14 protein-coding genes are annotated in these 23952 nt (G+C 65.9%); all 14 read right to left on the reverse strand.

The window, feature by feature from the left end; translation table 11 throughout:
• Nucleotides 1-78: 78 nt before the first annotated feature.
• The 14 genes from ACCQ12_RS09460 to ACCQ12_RS09525 all read right to left on the reverse strand — a co-directional run bounded on the left by ACCQ12_RS09460 (nucleotide 79) and on the right by ACCQ12_RS09525 (nucleotide 23167).
• Nucleotides 79-2337 carry a methyl-accepting chemotaxis protein gene (locus ACCQ12_RS09460; RefSeq protein ID WP_372383452.1) on the reverse strand — a complete coding sequence of 753 codons (2259 nt, stop codon included), beginning with the start codon at nucleotides 2335-2337 and terminating at the stop codon, nucleotides 79-81.
• A gap of 362 nt (nucleotides 2338-2699) precedes the next feature.
• Nucleotides 2700-4952, reverse strand: a complete 2253-nt coding sequence (locus ACCQ12_RS09465) for a methyl-accepting chemotaxis protein (protein WP_372383453.1) — start codon at nucleotides 4950-4952, stop codon at nucleotides 2700-2702.
• A 210-nt stretch (nucleotides 4953-5162) separates the two neighbouring features.
• Nucleotides 5163-7874, reverse strand: coding sequence for a methyl-accepting chemotaxis protein (locus tag ACCQ12_RS09470; RefSeq protein ID WP_372383454.1), 2712 nt, complete (start codon nucleotides 7872-7874; stop codon nucleotides 5163-5165).
• A 194-nt stretch (nucleotides 7875-8068) separates the two neighbouring features.
• Nucleotides 8069-10246 (reverse strand): methyl-accepting chemotaxis protein, encoded by a 2178-nt coding sequence (locus tag ACCQ12_RS09475; RefSeq protein WP_372383455.1) that lies wholly within the window; start codon nucleotides 10244-10246, stop codon nucleotides 8069-8071.
• Nucleotides 10247-10556: 310 nt separating this feature from the next.
• Nucleotides 10557-11090 carry a hypothetical protein gene (locus tag ACCQ12_RS09480; RefSeq protein ID WP_184440665.1) on the reverse strand — a complete coding sequence of 178 codons (534 nt, stop codon included), beginning with the start codon at nucleotides 11088-11090 and terminating at the stop codon, nucleotides 10557-10559.
• Nucleotides 11091-11390: 300 nt separating this feature from the next.
• Complete coding sequence (locus ACCQ12_RS09485) at nucleotides 11391-13661, reverse strand: methyl-accepting chemotaxis protein (protein ID WP_372383456.1); 2271 nt, start codon at nucleotides 13659-13661, stop codon at nucleotides 11391-11393.
• A 304-nt stretch (nucleotides 13662-13965) separates the two neighbouring features.
• Nucleotides 13966-16230, reverse strand: coding sequence for a methyl-accepting chemotaxis protein (locus tag ACCQ12_RS09490; protein WP_372383457.1), 2265 nt, complete (start codon nucleotides 16228-16230; stop codon nucleotides 13966-13968).
• Nucleotides 16231-16474: 244 nt separating this feature from the next.
• Entirely contained in the window at nucleotides 16475-18487 is a 2013-nt protein-coding gene (locus ACCQ12_RS09495; protein WP_184557524.1) for a chemotaxis protein CheA, read from the reverse strand.
• A gap of 33 nt (nucleotides 18488-18520) precedes the next feature.
• Nucleotides 18521-18886, reverse strand: coding sequence for a response regulator (locus ACCQ12_RS09500; protein ID WP_002806565.1), 366 nt, complete (start codon nucleotides 18884-18886; stop codon nucleotides 18521-18523).
• The gene (locus ACCQ12_RS09505; RefSeq protein WP_039413671.1) at nucleotides 18883-19191 is read right to left on the reverse strand and encodes an STAS domain-containing protein; all 309 of its coding nucleotides are present in this window, start codon (nucleotides 19189-19191) and stop codon (nucleotides 18883-18885) included. The genes ACCQ12_RS09500 and ACCQ12_RS09505 overlap by 4 nt, the downstream gene beginning before the upstream one ends.
• Before the next feature lie 97 nt (nucleotides 19192-19288).
• Complete coding sequence (locus ACCQ12_RS09510; protein ID WP_372383458.1) at nucleotides 19289-20665, reverse strand: chemotaxis protein CheW; 1377 nt, start codon at nucleotides 20663-20665, stop codon at nucleotides 19289-19291.
• A complete protein-coding gene (locus tag ACCQ12_RS09515; RefSeq protein WP_099206847.1) occupies nucleotides 20662-21444 on the reverse strand; it encodes a ParA family protein in 783 nt (260 codons plus the stop codon). Before ACCQ12_RS09515 ends, ACCQ12_RS09510 begins: the two co-directional genes overlap by 4 nt.
• 1 nt (nucleotide 21445) lies before the next feature.
• Nucleotides 21446-22420 (reverse strand): flagellar motor protein MotD, encoded by a 975-nt coding sequence (motD, locus tag ACCQ12_RS09520; protein ID WP_372383459.1) that lies wholly within the window; start codon nucleotides 22418-22420, stop codon nucleotides 21446-21448.
• Between the two features lie 6 nt (nucleotides 22421-22426).
• Nucleotides 22427-23167, reverse strand: coding sequence for a flagellar motor protein (locus tag ACCQ12_RS09525; protein WP_039565224.1), 741 nt, complete (start codon nucleotides 23165-23167; stop codon nucleotides 22427-22429).
• Nucleotides 23168-23952: the final 785 nt, after the last annotated feature.

A 23952-nucleotide genomic window follows, 5' to 3' on the forward strand; every position in this document is an offset into this window, starting at 1 on the left:
TCGGCCGATACCAGTTATGCCTTGAGCCGGCCGGCATCGCTGCCGACCGGAACCGTTCAGCCAGTCCTGCTCGCTTGCTCAGAACTCCTGCCAGCTGGTGTCGTTGCTGGACGCGGTGACCACCACGCGCGGTTTGGACGCAGCAGTGCGCCCGGCCGCGGCAACCTGCGCCTTGAGCACGGCACTCACCGCCGGCCGCGACGGGACCGCACGCACCGGCGACGGCGGCGCCGATGCGTGGCCGGCGTCGGTCTTGAACACCGCCACGGCCTCGGTCAGCCCGACCGCCTGTTCTTCCAGTGCACGCGCCGCGGCGGTGGCTTCTTCCACCAGGGCGGCGTTCTGCTGGGTGGTTTCGTCCATCTGGGTGACGGTCTGGTTGACCTGTTCGATGCCCGAGGACTGCTCCTGCGAGGCGGCGGAGATCTCGCCCATGATGTCGGTGACGCGCTGCACGCTGGAGACGATCTCGCCCATGGTCTTGCCGGCGTCGTGCACCAGCACCGAGCCGTCGGCCACGCGCTGCACCGAGTCGTCGATGAGGTCCTTGATCTCCTTGGCCGCGCCCGAGGAGCGTTGCGCCAGGGTGCGCACTTCCGAGGCCACCACCGCAAAGCCGCGGCCCTGTTCGCCGGCGCGTGCGGCTTCCACCGCCGCGTTCAAGGCCAGGATGTTGGTCTGGAACGCGATGCCGTCGATGACCGAGATGATGTCGGCGATCTTCCTGGAGGACGCTTCGATGCCGCTCATGGTCTCGACCACCTTGCTGACGATCTCGCCACCCTGCGAGGCCACGCCGGCGGCACCAATCGCCAGCTGGTTGGCCTGGCGCGCGCTTTCGGCATTCTGTTTGACGGTGGAGGTGAGCTCTTCCATCGAGGCGGCGGTTTCTTCCAGATTGGCGGCCTGCTGCTCGGTGCGCTGGGACAGGTCCTGGTTGCCGGCGGCGATTTCGCTGGCGGCACCCTTGATCGAGATCGCCGACGCCTTGATGCCGGTGACGATCTCGGCCAGCTGCACGGCGGTGGCATTGGCATCGTCGCGCATCTGCGCAAACACCCCGTGGAAGTCGCCGCTCATGCGCGCGGTCAGGTCGCCTGCGGCAATGGACTGCAACAGACCGGATAGCGACTGCAGGTTGCCGTCGGCGGTGGACATCAAGGTGTTGAGGCTTTCCACCATGACCCGGAAATCGTACTGGAAGCGCTCGGCATCGCCGCGTGCGCTGAAGTCGCCATTGGCCGCGGCCTGCGCCAGGTGCTTGATCTGGGTGTTCATCGCGCCCAGGTTGAGCTTGACCTGCTCCATGGTCTCGGTGAGCACGGCCTTCTCGCCGGGCAGCTTGTCCATGTCTTCGCTGAGGTCGCCAATGGCATAGCGGCCCATGATCTGCGCCAGCTTCATCTTCACCGCGATATGCGAGGCCACCAGGTTGTTGGTGTCGCTGGCCATGCGGCCGTATTCCCCCGGGAACGCATCGGCATCGATACGGAAGCTGATCTGGCCTTCGTCGTGGCGGCGGGCCATGTCGGTCTGCGCGGCCAGCAGGTTGCGCAGCTGCTGCTGCATCTTGTGCATGGCCTTGAGCAGGCGGCCGGTTTCATCGCTGAACTTCGTGTCGACGTCGTTGTCCAGCTTGCCGCCGGCAATCGATTCGGCTGCGCGGGTGGCGCGGCTCAACGGTGCGGTGAGGCTGCGGGTGATCAACAGGCCCAGGGTGCCGCTCAGCAGCACCACCAGCAGCGTGCCGCCGATCAGCAGCTTGCGCGAGTCGTCCATCGACTTCAGCGCAACAACCGATGCGTCGGCGGCCATCTTGTCCTGCAGTGCGATGTTCTCGGCGATCTTGTCCTGCCAGCCCTGCATGGCCGGCGCGGCCTTGGTGAGCAGCAAGGGCAGGGCTTCGTCGCTATGGCCGGTCATCACCAGGTCCATCACCTTGTCGTTCAACACCTTGACCTCGGCACGGCGCGCATCGATCTCGGCGCGCAACACCTTGCCCTGGTCCGAGGGCGGCATGGCATACAGCGCTTCGCGCGCCTTGTTGTAATCGGCACGTGCCGACTGGATGATGGCGATGAACTGGCGATTCTCTTCATCGGTGGTGGGCAGCACCACATTGCGCAGCTGCATGCCGATAATGAAATTGGCGTTGATCATGTCGTTGGACAGCCGGATCTTCACCATATTCTGGTGCACGATGTCGTCGACCAGGGCGCGTGCCGATGACAGGCCGCGATAACCGATGAAGGCAATCAGGCCGGACAGCACGATCAGCACGGCAAATGCCGCCGCCAGACGCGGGCCTACGTTGTACCGCTGGAGTAATGCAGTCATGACAAAGTCCTGGAAGGCTCGAGATGGAAGGAGCGACCCGGTGACGCCACAGCCTGCTGCGTGACATGTCGCTAAGACGAATAACGGCGGCATTGTGCAAAGACTTTATACCTGGGTAATGGAAAATGTATAAACCAGGTCGGTATCGTGGGTGGCTTCAAGGATGTGTCCGTTCCATATATTGGCTGAGTGGACTAATAACTGGCGAGCTCTGCAGTTGATTTAATACAGTAATTGAATGTGCTCGATATAAACGTATTGGGTTGATTGACTGCCGGGTCCGCTTTGCTGCGGATGTAGCCAATAAAAAAGCCGCGCTCCTGCGAGCGCGGCTTTGATGAAACTCGCATTGAAACCGGGGCTTAGAATTCCGCCCAATCCGACTCGCTGGACGGCGCCGCGGCAACCGCGCTACGCGCTGCAGGACGCGCCGCACGCGTTGCGACCGGCGCGCTGACCGCAGCCGGTCGCTTGGCGGTGATGTGGCGCACCACCGGCGTGGCGCGGGTCACCGCTTCCAGCTCGGCCGACAGGCGGAACAAGGCCACCGCTTCGGTGAGCTGCTGTGCCTGTTCTTCCATCGAGCGCGCGGCGGCGGTGGCTTCTTCCACCAGCGCGGCGTTCTGCTGGGTGGCCTCGTCCATGTGGGTCACGGTCTGGTTGACCTGCTCGATGCCGGCCGACTGTTCCTGCGAGGCGGCGGAGATCTCGCTCATGATGTCGGTGACGCGCTGCACCGAGGAGACGATCTCGCTCATGGTGCTGCCGGCCTGGTTCACCAGTGCCGAGCCTTCGGCCACCTTGCTCACCGAGTCGTCGATCAGGCTCTTGATTTCCTTGGCGGCACCGGCCGAACGCTGCGCCAGCGTGCGCACTTCCGAAGCCACGACCGCAAAACCGCGGCCCTGTTCGCCGGCACGCGCCGCTTCCACGGCCGCATTCAAGGCCAGGATGTTGGTCTGGAAGGCGATGCCGTCGATGACGCTGATGATCTCGGCGATCTTCTTGGACGAGGTTTCGATGCCGGACATGGTGGTGACCACCTGGCCGACCACGCTGCCGCCATGCGATGCCACGCCTGCCGCACCGATCGCCAGCTGGTTGGCCTGACGCGCGTGTTCGGCATTCTGTTTGACGGTGGAGGTGAGCTCCTCCATCGAGGCGGCGGTTTCTTCCAGGTTGGCGGCCTGTTGTTCGGTACGCTGCGACAGATCCTGATTGCCCGCGGCGATTTCGCCGGCCGCCGTATTGATGGCCAGGGTGGAGTGCTTGATGCGGCCCACGATGTCGGTCAGGCGTTGCACGGTGGCGTTGGCATCGTCACGCAGACGCGCGAACACCCCATGGAATTCGCCGTCCATGCGTGCGGTCAGGTCGCCATCGGCCACCGCGCCCAGCAGCTGCGACAGCTTGCCCAGGTTGCGATCGCTGACTTCCATCATCGAGTTCAGATCCGCCACCATCACCGCGAAGTCGTACTTGAAGCGTGCCGCATCGCCGCGGGCGCTGAAGTCGCCAGCCGCGGCTGCCTGCGCCAGCTGCTTGATCTCGGTGTTGATCGACAACAGGCTGGCCTTGGCCGCATCCATCGCTTCGTGCAGGATCGCGCGGCTGGCCGGCAGGCGGCGGGCGTCCTGGGTCAGGTCGCCTTGTGCGTACTGGTTGAGGATGCGCACCGAGTCGGTGATGGCATCCAGATGTTCGAAGATCATGGTGTTGATGCCGCCGGCCAGCGTGCCGTACACGCCGGGAAAATCTTCCGGCATGCGGTGGGTGATGTCTTCGGCCGCATGCAGGTGCGACATGCGCGCGGTCTCGTCGGAGAAGCGGCGCAGCATCAGGGTCATGCGGCCGGTGGCATCCAGCATCTGGCCGATTTCGTCCTTGCTGGTCTTGCCGATCTGCACGCCGAGATCGCCCCGCGACACTGCCTGGATGGCGCCCAGCGCCCTGGACAGCGGGTTGGTGATGCTGCGAGCGATCAACCAGCCAAAGGTCACCGACAGGGCCGCCATCAGCAAGGTGCCGATCAGCAGCACCGCACTGGTCAGCTTGAACGAGGCGCTGCTGGCCGCGACCATGTTGGCCAGCGCAGTGGACTGCTCGGCGTACATCTTATCGATGGTCTGGAACAGCACCTTGCGGATGTCGCCGGACTGCTTGTTCGCCAGGATCGCGGCGGCGTAGTCGGGCTGCTTGTACAGCGCACGCAGTGTCTTGTTGGCCTCGAAGTAACTTGCGCTTTCCTTGGCCAGCTTGTCGTAGCCGGCCTTCAGCGGCGAGCCGGCATCGACCTTGGCCTCCAGTGCCTTCTGTGTCTGGAGGTAGCTGGCCTGGATCTCGTCCATGCGGGTGAGAAAGTAGGCGTAGCGCTCGGGATTATCCAGATTGACGAACTGGCCCGACTCGTAGATGCGGAATTCGCCACCGAAGGCGCGCAGTTCCGACAGCCTGCTCAGCACCGGCACGACATTTTCATTGATCAGCACGGCCTGCTGCTGCATTTGCTTCATGCGCGAGAAGCCCAACCCACCCAGCAGGGCGGTGAGCACGGCACTCAGGCAGAACGCAAACATCAGTTTGCGGCGGATGGGCCAATCGTTGAACTTGTTCATCATGTACTCCGGGCGATGCAAGGCGATGTGTGTCCTGCACGCTAACGGCCCGGGGCCCGGATTCTTTACTTTGCAAGGATGAACGCGGCGTGTTCGGCGACGCGCCGCATGGCGATCTGCGGTGTCTAACCATGCCGTGCGCGGCAGGTCAGCGTGACGTATCACACAGCGCAGCTGCCGCGCCCGTGACCGGGCGCGACCGCAGGCGGTTCAGACCCGTGGGTGCGATGGCCTGGGTGTAGGGTGGGCGGCGATGGCGGTGAGCGCGGGCCTGCCGGTCGATGCGGTGGCTGGGGCCGTATCGGCAAGCGTAAAGCGCGACACCGCCTGCGCGAGCTGGCCGGCCTGTTCTTCCATCGCACGCGCGGCGGCGGTGGCTTCTTCCACCAGTGCGGCGTTCTGCTGGGTGGCTTCATCCATCTGGGTGACGGTGAGGTTGACCTGTTCGATGCCTGCGGACTGCTCCTGCGAGGCGGCGGAGATCTCGCCCATGATGTCGGTGACGCGCTGCACGCTGGCCACGATCTCGGCCATGGTGGTGCCGGCCTGGTGCACCAGATGCGCGCCTTCGCTCACCTTGTGGACCGAATCGTCGATCAGGTGCTTGATCTCCTTCGCGGCACCGGCAGAGCGCTGCGCCAGCGTGCGCACCTCCGAGGCCACCACCGCAAAGCCGCGCCCTTGTTCGCCGGCGCGCGCGGCTTCCACCGCCGCGTTCAAGGCCAGGATGTTGGTCTGGAAGGCGATGCCGTCGATCACGCTGATGATCTCGGCGATCTTCTTCGACGAGACCTCGATGCCGGACATGGTGGTGACCACCTGCGCCACCACCGCGCCGCCATGCGCGGCGACATCGGCCGCGCCGATGGCCAGTTGGTTGGCCTGGCGCGCATGCTCGGCGTTCTGCCTGACGGTGGAGGTGAGTTCTTCCATCGAGGCAGCGGTTTCTTCCAGGTTGGCGGCCTGTTGCTCGGTACGTTGCGACAGGTCGCTGTTGCCGGCGGCGATCTCGCTGGCTGCGGCATTGATCTGCGTGGCCGAGGTCTGGATACCGGAGACGATGCTGGTGAGTTGTGCCACCGTGGCATTGGCATCGTCACGCATGCGTGCAAACACGCCTGCGAACTGCCCATCCATGCGCACGCTGAGGTCGCCTTCGGCCAATGCGCTGAGCAGGCTGGAAATACGCTCCAGTCCTTGCGAGGTGGTTTCCAGCAAGCCGTTGAGCTGACGGCCGAATTCCAGATAGAAGCCGTGCTTGTCATCCAGCGCCAGGCGCTGACCGAAGTCGCCCATCAAGGCAGACTGCACCAGTGCGGCCACTTCTTTTTGCGTGCTCACTTCGGCACTGACGTTGCGCCACAGCAGCATGCTGCCGCTGCGATGGCCGTCCGGCGCGTACAGCGGGGTCATGGTCAGGTCCAGGGTCACCGGGCCGAAGGTGTAACGCTCGGACACGGTGGACTGCAATTGCTGCAATCGCTGCGCGCGCGCCCTGCCATCGGCGTCGGTGCCGAACACGTACTCCAGCGGCTTGCCGACCACCGCATCGGCACTGAAACCGGCCTGGCCCTTGGCATGGAAGGCCGGTTCGCCATGCTTGAACGAGGTGTGCAGCGCTTCGGTGATGAACACCGCGTTGTGGTGTTCGTCGGACAGCAGCACTTCCATCTCGGAGTGCTCCAGCGCGGTGCGGATGCGCAGGTTTTCGTTGGCGACCGCGGTGTCGCGCTCGATGCGCGCGCGCAGATCGTTCTGCATGCGCTGCATCGCGCCCATCAGCCGGCCCACTTCATCCTGGCGCTGTACGGCGATCTGGTTGTCGAGCTTGCCGGAGGCGATCGCGTCGGCCACGCCCACCGCCGACTCCAGCGGACGCACCACCTGGCGACGCAACAGCAGGAACAGCGCGCCGCTGAGCACCACCGCCGAACCCAGCCCCACCAGCAGGATCGTCCACAGCAGGCGATGCGCCTGCTGCATGATGGCCGCGTACGGCACCACCACGCCCAGCGCGAAACGTTCCTGCGCCTTGCCGATCTGCAGCGGCACATAGGCACTGACCATGCCGGCCGCGTCGGGGGTGAAATCGACCGAATCCTTGCCAGCCTTGATGGCCTCCAGCATGGTGCGGTGCCGTGCATCGGTCAGCGGCTTGCCGATGCGCGTGCTGTCGCGCGAGGACAGCACCACGCCGGCGGGCGACAGCAGCTCCACATACCCGCTGTCCATCGGGCGCAGGGCGCCCAGGCGCTGTTGCAACGCTGCCAGTGCCACGTCCACCGTCACTGCGCCCAGGTAGGTACCGTCCTGCAGGATGGGCGTGGACAAGGTGGTCATCAGCACGGTCTTGCCGCCGATCTTGTAATCGTACGGTTCGGCCACGGTCTGCCGCAGCAGGGCGCGCGGCTTGAGATTCCAGTCACCCAGGCCGGGGGTTTCGTAGTCGGTGAGTGGCTCACGCACCAGGGTGTGGCCGTCGCGTCCCCAGTAGGTCATGAAACGGCCGGTGGCGTCGTGGCCCTGGGTATTGGCAAAGGCGCTGTCCTTGCCATCGAAGGCCTGCGCTTCCCACAAGGTGCCCATGCCCACCCATTCGGGATGGTCCCGCAATTGATCGTGCACCACCGCGGCGGCGGTGTCGCGGCTGATGCCACCGTTGGCGCGCTGCACCAGCAAGGTGGTGGCCAGGGATTGACCGGTGGTCAGCGCCTGACCCAGTTCGCTGCCGATCTGCTCGGCCTGGTAGCGCGCAGCGTTCTGCATCGTGGCCTGCGCCGACGTACTCAATGCGCCGCTGCTTTGCCAGTAGGTGATGGCCGCGGTCAGCCCGAAGCACAACGACGCAATGACCGCAGTGCCGAACATCAGGCGATACGCCAGGCGTCCGCCGAAACGTGAGTGCGTGGAAAGCGAAGTCATGGGTGTGGCCGCGGAAAAGGGAGAAGGCCCCGCCGGGGCGGGGAATCTGCAGGCGAAGCAGGCAGCGCGCCTGCTGTTCGACCGCCGGGCAGATGCGGCTGCGATCACAACCCGGCAGGGCGCGCGCCGGCTGCCATCCGGGCGCGCGGTGCGCACCCACTGGAGCTCACGCGCACGACACCCGTCGGCCGCGGCTAGTAGGCGGCCAGCGCCACGCGCTTGGGTGCGCGCGCACCCACACTGCCGTGGGAGCTGGCGGTTGTCGCCACCACCCGGAAGATCGACACCGCATCGTCCAGTTGCTGCGCCTGCTGCTGCATCGCATTGGCCGCGGCGGTGGCTTCTTCCACCAGTGCGGCGTTCTGCTGGGTGCTCTCATCCATCTGGGTGACGGTGAGATTGACCTGCTCGATGCCGGCGGACTGTTCCTGCGAAGCGGCCGAGATCTCGCTCATGATGTCGGTGACGCGTTGCACCGAGGACACGATCTCGGCCATGGTCTTGCCGGCCTGGTCCACCAGCGCCGAGCCCTGCGCGACCTTGCCGACCGAATCGTCGATCAGGTGCTTGATCTCCTTGGCCGCACCGGCAGAGCGTTGCGCCAGGGTGCGCACTTCCGAGGCCACCACCGCAAAGCCGCGGCCCTGTTCGCCGGCGCGTGCCGCTTCCACCGCGGCGTTGAGCGCCAGGATATTGGTCTGGAACGCAATGCCGTCGATGACGCTGATGATCTCGGCGATCTTCTTCGAAGAGTGCTCGATGCCGGACATGGTCTCCACCACCTGGCTCACCACCTGGCCGCCCTGCGAGGCCACGCCGGCGGCACCGATCGCCAGCTGGTTGGCCTGGCGCGCGCTTTCGGCGTTCTGCTTGACGGTGGAGGTGAGCTCTTCCATCGAGGCGGCGGTTTCTTCCAGGTTGGCGGCCTGCTGCTCGGTGCGCTGGGACAGGTCGTTGTTGCCGGCAGCGATCTCGCTCGCCGAACCGGTGATGGAGGCGGCGGCCTGCTGGATGCGCCCGACGATGCCGGCCAGCTGGGTGGCGGTGGTATTGGCATCGTCACGCATGCGCGCGAACACGCCATGGAACTCACCGTCCATGCGTGCGGTCAGGTCGCCCTCGGCCAGTGCGGCCAGCAGCTCGGACAGCTTGCCCAGATTGCGGTCGCTGACCTCCATCATGGCGTTGAGGTCGTTGATCATGCGCGCCGAATCGTGCTTGAAGCGCGCGGCATCGCCACGTTGGCTGAAATCGCCGTTGGCGGCGGCCTGTGCCAGACGCTTGATCTCGTTATTGATCGCCAGCAGGCTGGCCTTGGCCGCATCCATGGCTTCGTGCAGCACCGCACGCGTACCCGGCAGACGCGCGGCGTCGCGCGACAGGTCGCCCTGCGCGTATTCGTTGAGGATGCCGATGGCATCGACGATGGCATCCAGGTGCTCGAAGATCATGGTGTTGATGCCGGCCGCCAGTTCGCCGTAGACGCCCGGGAAGTCGGTCGGCATGCGGTGGGTGACGTCGTCGCCGGCGTGCATGTGCATCATCACCTTGGTCTGCGCGGAGAAGCGCTCCAGGGTATGCACCATGTCGTCGGTGGCCTTGAGCATCTGGCCGATTTCGTCATTGCCATGCTCGGCGGTACGCACGCTCAGGTCGCCGCGCGCCACGCCCTTGATCGCTGCCAGGGCACGCGAGACCGGCTCCAGGATCGAGTTGCCGATCATCCAGCCCACCAGCAGGTTGAGCAGCACCAGCACGGCACCGGCCAGCGTCACGATGCCGGTGAAGGCCAGCGCCTGCGACTGGGTGTCGTCCAGGTAGACACCGGTGCCGATCACCCAGCCCCACGGCTTGTATAGCGCCGCGTAGGAGGTCTTCTGCACCGGGTCCTTCTGCCCGGGCTTGGCCCAGGTGTAATCGACATAGCCGCCGCCGGCCTGCGCGGCGGTCACGAACGCGGGAAAGATGCGCTTGCCGTCGGGGCTGAGCACGTCGTTGAGCGGCTTGCCATTAAGATCCGGACGGGTGGGGTGCATCAGCATCACCGGCGCCTGGTCGGTGACATAGATGTAATCCACACCACCGCGTGCACGCATGGTCGACAAGGTGTGCAGCGCGGCCTTCTTGGCGGCGTCCACGTCCATCTCGCCCTTTTGCGCGCGCTCGGCATAGCCGTTGACCACCGCGATCGCCATCTCGATCTGGCTCTTGAGGCCATCGCGACGGGTGTCGGTGAGATCCACGTACTGCATGCGTGCCGCGATCACGGCCAGGATGATGATGCCCAGCGCAACCAGCGCCGTCTGGGCGAGGAATTTGCGCTTGAGCGGCACATTGGCCAACGTCTTTGCGAGCGAGCTCTTGAACGTCATGACAGGTATCCAGCGAAGGAATTGTGACCGGGATAAATCGAATAGCGACTCAGTGGGAAAAATGTTGAGCACCGCGTGACGCTGTTTGTGCTAGCGCGGTGCATAGCCGATTTCAGCGCCACCCGGTCGCTCGAGCGTTCGACCGACGCGATGCCCCGCGCCGATGCACGCGCTCACGCGCGGCGTACAGCACATCGCACCGCACATCGCACACCTCGCTCTGCAGGACAGAGCGCATGGCGTGCGCAGCGTGGGGGCTGGCAGACAGCGATGCAGGGTGAGCGGCCGCCTGGCCGCGCACCGGGCGAGCTCAGTGCCGCGGCGACGCGCCGACGGGGGTGATCGAGGCCTGCAGGTTCTGCAGTTCGGTCCACAGCAGCTGGCGGGTATCGCCGGCATGGCCCAGCGCCAGGGCCTGGGCGTCGTGCAGATCGCCGTCATGCAGGGCGCGATTGGCCTGGCGGTGCTGCGCCAGATACTGGCCCAGCTGCTGCTGCACCGCTGCAAACTGGCGCGCCTGTTCGCCCTGCGGCGCGCTGGCCTGGAAATAGCCCGCATGGCGTGCGATGCGTTGGCGCAGCTTGCCCAGACGCTCGTCGTAGGCCTGCACGCGCGCCGGGTCCTGCGCTGCGGCCAGCTGGGCACGCTGATCGTTGCGCAGCTGCACCAGGTCCACGGCAAGCGACTGCAGTGCGCTGACCGGCACGTTGTCGAGCAAGACGGACACCGGGGCGGCCGGCGCGGCGAAGGAGGGCGGCAACGACACGCCCGCGGCCAGCACGGCAACGGCAAACACGGCGCCCAGCACGTTGCGGGCAGAGCGGATGGGATTGGCGGTGTGCATGCGGGAGCTCCTTCAACGATGCGCGGGCGATGCGGCCCTCAGTGCCATGTGTATCGGCCGCAGACGCTTGTGCTTAATCACCTTTCGACCAACGGCACTGCAGCGTGGTGAATTGGTGGCCTGGTGAAGTACGCGGCGATGGGGTTCTGTGGCCGGATAGCAGAACGCCCCGGGGGTGGCCGGGGCGTTTCGACGGATCGTGAAGCGCCGGGTTGTGCGCTGTCTGGCGCTGTTGCGTCGGGCCGTCCCGTCACCCCCAACCCCGCTCCCGGGGGGGAGAGGGGTTCAGCAGCCGTGGACTTAAAACTCGCGCCAGCTCGCATCGTTGTCGGCAGCGGCTGCCAAGGCCGGCCGCTGCGCCGCGGCGGATCTGGCTGCAGGCCTGGCTGTCGCAGATCCGGGCTGCCGGGGAGCGACCGTCGAGGCGACGCTTGCCAGGTGCCGCGGGGCAGGGCGGTGCGTCGCCGCCGGCTGGGTTGCGCCGGGATGGGTCTTGAAGATCGACACGGCATCGGCCAGCTGGCCCGCCTGTTCTTCCATCGCCCGCGCGGCCGCCGTGGCTTCTTCCACCAGCGCGGCGTTCTGCTGGGTGGCTTCATCCATCTGAGTGACGGTGAGGTTGACCTGCTCGATCCCGGCCGACTGCTCCTGCGAGGCGGCGGAGATCTCGCCCATGATGTCGGTGACGCGTTGCACGCTGGCCACGATCTCGCTCATGGTGGTGCCGGCCTGGTCCACCAGCGCCGCGCCTTCGGCCACCTTGCCGACCGAGTCGTCGATCAGGTGTTTGATCTCTTTCGCTGCACCGGCAGAGCGCTGCGCCAAGGTGCGCACTTCCGAGGCCACCACCGCAAAGCCGCGGCCCTGGTCGCCGGCGCGCGCCGCTTCCACCGCCGCGTTCAAGGCCAGGATGTTGGTCTGGAAGGCGATGCCGTCGATCACGCTGATGATGTCGGCGATCTTCCTGGACGAGATTTCGATGTCGGCCATGGTCGCCACGACCTTGTCGACCACGGCGCCGCCCTGCGAGGCGACCGCGGCGGCGCCAATGGCGAGCTGGTTGGCCTGGCGGGCACCTTCGGCATTCTGCCTGACGGTGGAGGTGAGCTCCTCCATCGAGGCAGCGGTTTCTTCCAGGTTGGCGGCCTGCTGTTCGGTGCGTTGCGACAGATCGTTGTTGCCGGCGGCAATTTCGCCGGCCGCCGTGTTGATCGAAGCGGTGGCGTGCTGGATGCGTCCGACGATGCCGGACAACTGCTCGGTGGTGGCGTTGGCGTCATCGCGCATCTGCGCGAACACGCCATGGAACTGGCCGTGCATGCGCTCGGTCAGGTCGCCGCCGGCAATGGCCTGCAGCACCTTGGACAACGCACCCAGATTGCCGTCGGCGGTGGCCATCAACTGATTGAGGCTCTGCACCATCGCCAGAAAATCGTGCTGAAAGCGCTGCGTATCGCCGCGTACGCTGAAATCGCCATTGGCCGCGGCCTGCGCCAGCAGCTTGATTTCGTCGTTCATTGCCGAAAGATTGCGCTTGACCGCATCCATGGTGTCGCTGAGCACGGCCTTTTCGCCGGGCAGGCGGTCCATGTCCTGGCTCAGGTCACCAATGGCGTAGCGCGACATGATCTGCGCCAGCCGCATCTTCACTGCAATGTGCGATTCGACCAAGGCGTTGGTGTCGCGCACCATGCTGCCGTATTCGCCGGGGAAGGCGTCCTGGTCCATGCGGAAGCTGAGCTGGCCTGCCTCGTGCCGGCGTGCCATTTCCTGCTGTGCGGCGGCCACGGCCTTGAGCTGATCCTGCATGCCGCGCATGCTGGTCAATAATTGACCAGGCTCATCACCGGGTTGCGGGCCGATCGGGTTGTCCAGTTCACCGTGTGCGATCGCCTCGGCGACCTGCGTGGCCTGCCGGAGCGGGCGTACCAGGCTGCGCGAGATCAGCCACGCCAGTGCGGCCGCCAGGCCAGCGGACACCAGGCCGAACGCAATCAGGGCACGGTTGGCCAGCGCGACGCTGCTCAGGATGGTGTCGGCACCGGCGGCATTCTGCTGGTTCTGCAGGTGCACCGCTGCGGCAATCGCCTTGGAGCGGCGTTCCAGCAACGGTTGCGCCTGGCCGTTCAACAGTTGCTTGGCACCGTCCAGGTTGCCCTCGCGCACCATGCCGAGCAGGCGGTTGTTGGTGGCGCGTGCCGCGGTCAGGCTGTCTTCGATGGCCTGGCGTGCGCGCATGCCGTCGGCGTCGGTAGGCAGCTGCTTGAGCGCGTCCCATAGCTGCGCGTAATGCGTGCGGTTGGCCTTGAGCTGTGCCTCGACGGCGGGTAACTGCTGCGGCGTCGCCAGCATGAAGTCGCGCATGTAGCGCTCGCCAAGCATGTTGCTTTCACGCATCTGGTTGAGCAACGCGGCCTTGCGGTTGTTGACCTCGATGATGATGGAGACCTGGTTCTTGACGGTCTTGAATTCGTGCAAGGCCAGGGTGGTGGAGCCGGCCAGCAGCACGATCAGCAACGCGAATGCCAACGCCAGGCGTCGCCCGACGGTCAGGGAATGCAGGAATGTCATGGTGTTCTCTTGGGGAGGGTGGGAAAGAGATACACCGGTAGCGTGCGCTAGCCTGAATTCTTAAGTCCTGATGCTGCACTGCAGCATGCTCGCGTTCAGTCGTGTGGCGAGCGCAGTCGGCGCTGCAGCGGCATGCATGGCGCGCGCATAGGCCGCGCCCGGCGAGGTGTGCGGCGTCGATGATCGGCGCGCGTGGGGATGGACGAGTGGGTCACTGCATCCCCCGCAGAAACCATCAAGCCCCGGCATCGCTGCCGGGGCTTGATCGTGAAGGCTGCAATGGCCGCCGAGGCGGGCGCGGGCGTCAGAACTCGTGCCAGCTGGTGTCGCCGTTGGCAGCCGCTGCCAGGGCCGGGCGCGCCGGACGCATGGTGGCTGTCGGCGTGGCGGCCGCGGCATGCTTGTCGGCGGGCTTTTTGACGGCCTTGACCGGCGCCGGAGCGGGGCGGGCCACTGCCATCGCCACGGTGGCGGTGGGCTGAAGCTTGAAGATCGCCACCGCGTCGGACAGCTGGCCGGCCTGTTCTTCCATTGCGCGTGCGGCGGCGGTGGCTTCTTCCACCAGCGCCGCGTTCTGCTGGGTGGCTTCATCCATCTGGGTCACGGTGAGGTTGACCTGCTCGATCCCGGCCGACTGTTCCTGCGAGGCGGCGGAGATCTCGCCCATGATGTCGGTGACGCGTTGCACGCTGGCCACGATGTCGGCCATGGTCTTGCCAGCCTGGTCCACCAGTGCCGAGCCTTCGGCCACCTTGCCCACCGAGTCATCGATCAGGTGCTTGATCTCCTTCGCGGCGCCGGCGCTGCGCTGCGCCAGTGTGCGCACTTCCGAGGCCACCACCGCAAACCCGCGTCCCTGCTCACCGGCGCGCGCGGCTTCCACCGCCGCGTTCAAGGCCAGGATGTTGGTCTGGAAGGCGATGCCGTCGATGACGCTGATGATCTCGGCGATCTTCTTCGAAGAGACTTCGATCCCGGACATGGTGGTCACCACCTGCGCCACCACGCTGCCGCCCTGCGAGGCGACCGACGCCGCGCCGATCGCCAACTGGTTCGCCTGGCGTGCATGCTCGGCATTCTGTTTGACGGTGGAGGTGAGCTCTTCCATCGAGGCGGCGGTTTCTTCCAGGTTGGCCGCCTGCTGCTCGGTGCGCTGCGACAGATCCTGGTTGCCGGCGGCGATTTCGCTGGCGGCGGTATTGATCGAGGTGGTGGCGTGCTGGATGCGCCCGACGATGCCCGAGAGCTGCTCGGTGGTGGCATTGGCATCGTCGCGCATCTGCGCGAACACGCCATGGAACTGCCCGTGCATGCGCTCGCTCAGATCGCCGGCGGCAATGGCCTGCAGCACCTTGGACAGCGAGGCCAGGTTGGCGTCGGCGGTGGCCATCAGCTGGTTGAGGCTGTCCACCATGGCGTGGAAGTCGTACTGGAAGCGCTGCGCATCGCCGCGCACGCTGAAATCGCCGTTGGCGGCGGCCTGGGCCAGCGTCTTGATCTCGCGGTTCATCGCCGAAAGGTTCGCCTTGACGGTGTCCATGGTGTCGCTGAGCACGGCCTTTTCGCCGGGCAGGCGCTGCATGTCCTGGCTCAGGTCGCCGATGGCATAGCGCGACATGATCTGCGCCAGGCTGTTCTGCACAGTGACATGCGCACCGACCAGGCTGTTGGTGTCGTGCACCATCGTGCCGAAATCGCCGGGAAATGCCTGCGGATCCATGCGGTAGCTGATCTGTCCGGCGTCATGGCGTTGCGCCATCTCCGACTGGGCGGCCAGCACGGCCTGCAACTGCTGCTGCATGCCCTGCATGCTGTGCAGCAATTGCCCGGCTTCGTCGCGGCTATCGACCTGGATGATGTTATCCAGCTTGCCCTGGGCGATGGCACCGGCCACGCGGGTCGCACGGCCGAGCGGGTCGGCGATGCTGCGGGCGATGAACCAGCCGGCAGAGGCGGCCAGCAGGACCGCCAGCGCCATTGCTGCAATCATCACCTTGACTGAGCGCTGATAGGTGGCCTCGGCCGAGGCGATCTCATCGTTCATGTGAGCGGTATTGAACTTGGTCAGTTCCACCAGCTTGGCGAACAGGTCGCGCCGCGCCGGCCGCGATTGCTCGTCGGACACGCTGTTTGCGGTGACCACATCTCCGGCACGCACCGCGGCACTGAGCGCAGCATTGGCCTTGTAGTAATCGGCCAGCTTCTGTTTGACCTCGCCATACAGCTCGGCCTCCTTGCCCGGCGTGGTGGTCTTGGCATAGGCGCTCTGCGCGGCGTCCACGTCGGCACGCGCCTTGTCCATGCGTTCGAAATAATTCTGCACCGCCTTCGGGTCGTCGGCGTGCGCCAGCTGGGCCAGCTCGTAGGTGCGGAATTCGCCAAGCAGCGCGCGCATTTCGCTCAGCTGCTGCACTGCCGGCGCCCATACATTGCCGATCTCGCGCAACAGGTGCGCGCTCGACTGCATGCGCGCAAGCGCAAACACGCCCAGGCTCAGGGTGATCAATGCGGTAAAGGAAAACGCCACGGCCAGCTTGCGGGCAACGGCAAGATTGCGGAACCAGTTCATAGTGGTCTTCTCGTGTTGCAGAGAACGACTGGCCTCGTGGGCGCCCGTCACCAGACGGGCCAAAGACGATGGCAGAGTCGAAAGATCCGGACAAAGGGCCAGAATCTCCGTCGGTCGTGTCGGGCCGGACGGGTGTCACTGATGCCGGCAGTCCCCATACTGCCGGCGATCGCTCCGGGTCAGGCCGCTCGGCGGCCGTCTCATGGAGCCTTGCACTGCGGCGTCCCTGCCGCAGGGTGTTGCGTTACGCGGCCTGCGGCACTTTCAGCGAGCGCACCAGGCCACCGATGTCCACGATCAGCGACACCCGGCCATCGCCGAGGATGGTGGCGCCGGAGACGCCCGGGATGCGGCGGTAGTTGTTTTCGATGTTCTTGACCACGACCTGTTGCTGGCCGAGCAGTTCGTCCACTTCCAGCGCGATCTTCTGGCCATCGCCTTCGACCACCACCACCAACGGTTCCTGCGAGGACTGCTGCCCGCCGAAGCCGTAGTAGTTGGTGAGCGACAGGATCGGCAGATACTCGCCGCGGACCCGCAACACACGGCCGTCGCCGGCCATCGAGCGGATGTCTTCGGCGGCCGGCTGCAGGGCTTCGAGCACATAGGCCAGCGGCAGGATCAGGGTTTCGCCAGCCACCGACACGGTCATGCCGTCCAGGATGGCCAGGGTCAGCGGCAGACGGATCAGCACGCGGGTGCCGCTGCCGGCATTGCTTTCCAGCTGCACTTCGCCGCCCAGGCCCTGGATGTTGCGGCGGACCACGTCCATGCCCACGCCACGCCCAGACAGGTCGGTGACCGCATCGGCGGTGGAGAAGCCGGGTGCGAAGATCAGGTCCCACACCTGCGAATCGGTCGGGTTGTCCGGCACCGCAATGCCGCGTTCGGCGGCTTTTTCCAGGATCTTGGCGCGGTTGAGGCCACGGCCGTCGTCGCTGACCTCGATCACGATGTGGCCGCCCTGATGCGAGGCCGCCAGCGTGATGGTGCCGGTCTCGTCCTTGCCGGAGGCGCGACGCGCATCGGGCATTTCCAGACCGTGGTCGATCGAGTTGCGCACCAGGTGGACGAGCGGGTCGGCGATCTTTTCGATCAGGCCCTTGTCCAGTTCCGTGCCTTCGCCGATCGTGCGCAGGCGCACCTGCTTGCCGAGACGGCTGGACAGGTCGCGCACCAGCCGCGGGAAGCGACGGAACACCGCATCGACGGGCAGCATGCGCACGCCGATGACCGCTTCCTGCAGGTCACGGGTATTGCGTTCGAGCAGGTCCAGGCCGGCAAACAGACGCTCGGCATGCGCCGGGTCCAGGCCGGTGGAGACCTGCTTGAGCATGGCCTGGGTAATGACGAGTTCGCCGACCAGGTTGATCAGCGCGTCGACCTTGTCGACGCTGACGCGGATCGAGCTTTCCGCTTCGGCAGCCGCAGCCTTGGCCGGCGTTGCGGCAGCAGCAGCCACCGGCTCGGCAGCAGCGGCCGGAGCCGCCGGAGCTGCGGCGGCCACCGGTGCGGCCGGCGCGTCCACGGCCAGGCTCGGCGGCGGGCCGGGCACTGCCATCGGGCGGATGTCCAGTTCGCAGTCGTCCACGACCCAGGCAAAGGTGTCTTCGATCTTGCTGCGCGGGATCTTGCCGATCAGGCCCAGATCCCACGCCAGATAGGCTTCCAGCGGGTCGATGTTTTCAAAGCCGGGCATGCGCTCCAGGCGTGCGGCAATCTGCAGCGGGCCCAGATGCTCCAGCTCGCGGATGATGCGCAGCGGATCGTTGCCGCTCATGAATAGCGACGGCGCCGGGGTGAAGCCGATGTGCCAGGCTTCGGGCTCTTCTTCCTTCGGCTTGGCAACTGCGGCGGCTGCCGGGGCTTCGCCGGCCAGCACCGCGTTCAGGCGCGTGTGCACGGCCTTGACCGCGGCCGGGTCGGCCGGCGTGCCGTGTTCGGCTTCGCGCAGCAAGGCGCGCAGCACGTCGACCGAGCCGAGCATGGCATCGACCGCATTGGGTTCGAGCTGGCGCTTGTTGGAGCGCAACTCGTCCAGCAGCGTCTCCAGCACGTGGGTCAGGCCGGCCACGGCCTCGAACCCGAACGTGGCAGCGCCGCCCTTGATGGAGTGCGCGGCACGGAACACCGAGTTGATGATTTCCGGGTCGCGGTTGCCCTCTTCAAGGGACAGCAGCCCGGCCTCCATCGCATCGAGCCCTTCGCGGCTTTCCTCGAAAAAGGTGGCGTGGAAACGTTGCAGGTCCATGCTCATGGGCGTGAAATCCGAAAGTGAAGCGAAAAGGAATTAACCCAGAACCTTCTGGACGGTGGCGATCAGCTGTTCCGGATTGAACGGCTTGACCAGCCAGCCGGTGGCACCGGCCGCCTTGCCTTCGGACTTCTTGTCGGCCGCCGACTCGGTGGTGAGCATCAGCATCGGGGTGAACTTGTAGTCCGGCAGCTGGCGCAGCTCGCGAATCAGCGAGATGCCGTCCATGTTGGGCATGTTGACGTCGGTGACCACCGCATTGAAGCGCTGGCCCTTCGCGCGGCCCAGCGCAACGGCGCCGTCTTCGGCTTCTTCGACGGCAAAGCCGGCAGAGGTGAGGGCGAAAGAGACCATCTGGCGCATCGACGCCGAATCGTCCACCACCAAGATACGTGCGCTCATGCGGCGTTCTCCACAGATTTCAGGTTGTCATTGGATGCGGAAAGCCCCAGTGCGTCGGTGACGCCGAGCAGACGTGCCGCATCTCTAAAAGTGTCGTTGCAGCCATCGAACTCGGTGTGCAGACCGGCCTGGCGGCGGCTCTGCACAAAGGCGCAGAGCAACTGCACGCTGGCGGTGTGGATACGCCGGACTTCACCGGCATCAAGCACCAGGTCGCCGTCCTGGGTGAGGAATCCGGCAAGCTTCTGCTTGAGGTCGGCGCTGGTCTCGATGCCGAGATCCTCACCCAATGTCACTGTGCTCATTGTTGCTCCGAACGGATGGTTCTATGCGTACTAACGGCGGAAGGCGGAAAAGCTTTAACGGTGAATCGGCAACACGCCAGATTGTGCAAGCTGCGTATCAATGCAGCAGGTGCGTGGCATCGAGCAGGATCATCGGCTGATGGCCCAGGCGCGCGACACCGCGGAACAGGTTGTTGGAAATGCGGCACAGGCGGGCGTTGTCCGGCGGCTCGATCTGCTGATCGGTCAGGCTGGTGACATCTTCCACGGCCGACACGCGCAGGCCCATGGTTTCGCCGTTTTCTTCCAGTACCACCACACGCGTTTGCAGGTCCATGTCGATCGGCGTCGAGCCCAAATGGATGCCCAGGTCGATCACCGGCACCACCTGGCCACGCAGGTTCATGATGCCGAGCATCGCGCTGGGCGTGCCGCGCAGCGGCAGCAACGGGACCGGTAGTACCACTTCCTGCACCTTGAGCAGTTCCAGCGCATAGGTCTGTTCGCCGCAGCGCAGACGCAGCCAGCGGGTGCTGCGTTCGCTGGCACGGCGCTCGGCGTGGATCGTGTCGGCCTGGCCGGGGGCCAGCAGCGCCTGCAGGCCTTGCGGATAGACCGGGCCGGGTGCGGCGCGCGGCGGTGCCGGCGCTGCACGCGGGGTGGGTGCCGGCGCGGGCGCGGGCGCAACGGCAGGTGCGGCGTCCAGCCCGAACGCCGGGTCGGCATCCATTTCTGCGAGCAGGTCGGCAGTGAGCAGATCGACCGCGGAGCTCGGCGCGCCGAAGGCAGGATCGGCATCCATTTCGGCCATCAGATCGGCGGTGCTCATGAACGCGCTGGGTGTCGCCTCGGCAAAAGCCGGGTCGGCATCCATCTCGGCCAGGAAATCGGCAGCGATGTCGGCGGCGCTGGGGCCGGCCACCACCGGCGGACCGAAGGCCGGGTCGGCGTCCATCTCGGCCAGGAAATCGGCAGCGATGTCGGCGGCGCTGGGGCCGGCCACCACCGGCGGACCGAAGGCCGGGTCGGCGTCCATCTCGGCCAGGAAATCGGCAGCGATGTCGGCGGCACTGGGGCCGGCAACCACCGGCGGACCGAAGGCCGGGTCGGCATCCATCTCGGCCAGGAAATCGGCGGCGATGTCGGCGGCGCTGGGGCCGGCGATCACCGGCGGGCCGAAGGCCGGGTCGGCGTCCATCTCGGCCAGGAAATCGGCGGCGATGTCGGCGGCGCTGGGCGCGGCAACCACGGGCGCACCGAAGGCCGGATCCGAATGCATGTCGGCCAGCAGGTCGGCGGCGATCACCTCCGGGGTGGCGGTGATGGCCACCTGTGCGTCGGCCAGGGCCACGGTGTCTTCGTCGCTCGCGGCCAGCATCACCGGCGGCTCGGCCGCACCGGCCACTGCCACGGCGGCGGGCGCTTCCACGCCCGCATCGTGCAGCAGGCCTTCCAGATAGTCGTCCAGCTCACCGTTGGCGGTGTGGTTGCTCATGCGGCTTGCTCCATACGCATCGCGTCATCGGCCAGCACCCATTCCAGCGCGCGGCGATAGGCGGACAGGCCGCGGCCCTGATAGTCGCCGCCAACGGCGGGCACGGTCAGGGCGGCGGCATTGCAGATTCGGGTGTCCACCGGCACCGCGTCTTCCCAGACGACCGGGCCGTAGGTGGCCTGCATTTCCTTGAGCGTCTCGGTGCCGGCGCGGGTGCGGCGGTCGAACAGGGTTGGCAGGATCGACACCGGCAACTCGCGGCGGCGCGAACGCTGCACCATGTCGGCGGTGCGCACCATGCTGGCCAGGCCATGCAGCGCGAGCGGCTCGGCCTGGGTGGGCACCACCACGCGGTCGCACGCCGCCAGGGCGTTGATCATCAACAGCCCGAGCGTGGGGGGGCAGTCGAGCAGGATGTAATCGTGCTGGCCGGCATGGCGGGTCATGGCGTTCTGCAATGCCAGGCCCAGGCCGGGCTGGTTGGCGCTGCGGCGTTCCAGGGTGGCCAGTGCGGCCTGGGCACAGACGTACGACAGACCGGGGATGCTGCTGTCGTGCGCCAGGCTGGCCAGGTCGCTGGGCGGGGTGCCGAACAGGTCCAGCACTCCGCGCGGCGGCGGGTCGATCGCCACGCCGAACGCGCGGGTGAGCGAGGAGTGCGGATCGAGGTCGATCAACAACACCCGGTGGCCGAGCGCGGCCAACCCGCGACCCAGTGCCAGCGTCGTGGTGGTCTTGCCGACGCCGCCCTTTTGGTTGGCGATTGCCCAGATACGCATCTCACTGCACTCCTTGAATTACGGCGGGGACGGAACTTGTGCCGCTTTCGGTGGTGACGGCCGTTTGGCCGCCGTCAGACTTGGGTAGCTTTGGCGCCCCGGCGGCGGTCGCATTTAATTGCGATGGCGGATCGGGTGCGAGTGAGCCAGCTGAGTCAGCGAGGATGATCAACACCACACGCCGGTTCGCATTCCGTCCCGCCTCGGTTGAGTTATCGGCACGTGCGCGGAATTCTCCATAGCCCACCATCGCCAATCGTTGCGGGGCGATGCCATCGTCGGCAAACAGATGCACCACGCTGGCCGCACGCGCAGCCGACAGCTCCCAATTGGACGGAAATTGCGCAGTGGCGATGGGCTGGTTGTCGGTGTAGCCCTCCACACGCACGCCATTGGGCGCATCGCGCAGCACCGCCGCAAGCGTGGACATGGTGCCGCGCGCACCGCCGGCCAGGGTGGCCGAGCCGGTGCCGAACAGAATGTCGCTGTTGATCTCCACCTCGATCCACAGATCGTTGCGGCGAATGGTGATGAGTTGCTTGTCGATCAGCGGCGCCAGCGTCTTGCCTAGTTGCTGGGCCACCGCATCCATCTGGCGCTGCGCACGCGCCAGCTGCGCCTGGTTGCGCAACGACACCGGCATGCGCATCTGCGCAGCCATCGATGGCAGCAGGGTGGGGTCGGTGGGACCGTTGGAGGCGGCCATCGGCGCGCCGGCCTTGATCACCGAGGGGCGGTCGTAATCGGCGCCCAGGGTCTGGGTCTTGCCGATCTGCACCGGGCTGGCGGCAGTGGACGAGCCGCCGAAAGCGGTGGTCAGCGCCTGCGCCATGACCTTGTACTTGCCTTCGTTGAGCGAGGAGATGGCGTACATCACCACGAAAAACGCCAGCAACAGCGTCATCAGATCGGCGTACGGAATCGCCCACGCTTCGTGGTTGCCATGTTCTTCGTGGTGTTTGCGACGACGGGCCATGGCGGGTTAATGCAAGTAGCCTGCCAATTTCGACTCGATGTTGCGCGGGTTCTCGCCCTGTGCGATCGCAATCAGCCCTTCGATCGCCATTTCGCGTTCGTTGGTGCTGCAATGGATCACGCTCTTGAGCTTGGCCGCCACCGGCAGGAACAGCAGGTTGGCCGAGGCGATGCCGTAGATGGTGGCAGTGAAGGCCGCCGCGATGCCGTGCCCGAGCATGGCCGGGTCGGCCAGGTTCTTCATCACCGCCATCAGCCCCAGCACCGCGCCGATGATGCCCAGGGTAGGGGCGTAGATGCCCATGCCCTCGAACACCTTGGCCGCGGCAAGATCCTGACGCTCCTGATTGTCCACTTCGATTTCGAGCATGTGCCGCATGGCTTCGGGCTCCACGCCATCCACCAGCATCTGCAGGCCCTTGCGCAGGAAGGCGTCGCTCTGACGGGGCAACTGGTCTTCCAGGCCCAGCAGGCCCTGGCGCCGCGCGATGTTGCTCCACTCGACGATCCGCGCGACAAGTTGCGGGCGGTCGCTGGCCGGCGGCTGCACCACCCAGCGCAGAATCTTGAACGCGCGCCGGAAAACTGCCGGCGAGGTATGCAGCAGGATTGCCGCCACGGTGCCGACGATCACGATCACGAAGGCAGCCGGCGACCACAGCGACGAAATGCCGGCGCCCTTCAATACGCTGCCGCCGACGATCGCCACGATCGCCAGCACCAGTCCGATGATGCTCAATCTGTCCATGCATGGGGTATCGGCCCAAGCGCGGCGGACTTGATAGATGCGCCTGGTTGGGGCGCCAGAAAGTTGTCGTTCCGGGGGATGGGTCTTCAGTTGCCGGCTTCGTTGCGGGCGGTGTGCACGGCCGGGGATCGGTTCCGCGGTCGGCAAAGGTCTCAATAAACTCAGTGATACCTGGCGTCAGCCCTGCGTTTAGGAGAGCAGAGAGAACGCACGGCCGGCGCGGTTTTGAGCGCCTCTTCTGCGGGAGAGGGGTTGGGGTGAGGGTACGTCCAGGCGCAGCCTTCGGTCTCCGGCTTCGCTGAGGAGCACGGGCGCTGCCGGGAGACGTCTCTTCGGCTCCCCAAACATGCTTTATGACTCGCCATCACGGCACATCCCTGGATGGCGATGGCAGCCAGGCGGCGTGTGGCGGGCCGTCTCCTGGCGTGTACCAACACGCATGTCGGCCTTGTCTCTTATTGAGCTCGGTTGCGAATGAAGGGAGGAGTGCAGTCGCTTCGACAAACCGCTTGCGTCTGGTTGCGGGCGAGGCGTTTTGCTGTTCGTGATCGCGTTGCTGCAGGCAGGCTGTACCGTGCACCGCTCAAGCGTGGCAAGCCTTTCGCACATCGTGGATGCCCCACGACGCTGCGGGCCTGCTGCGCGGCAGAATGCGTAGCTGCATGGGCTGTGATACTTAGTTTCCCATTGCATTAGAACGATCTAATTGCGTCTGCACGATAGCGGACGTAAGAGGAGGGGACCGGGTCGCTGCAACGGCACCGGATATGTCTGTGTCACTTCGC

Source organism: Xanthomonas sp. NCPPB 1068, from assembly GCF_041479385.2.
Taxonomy (GTDB): Bacteria; Pseudomonadota; Gammaproteobacteria; order Xanthomonadales; family Xanthomonadaceae; genus Xanthomonas; species Xanthomonas cannabis.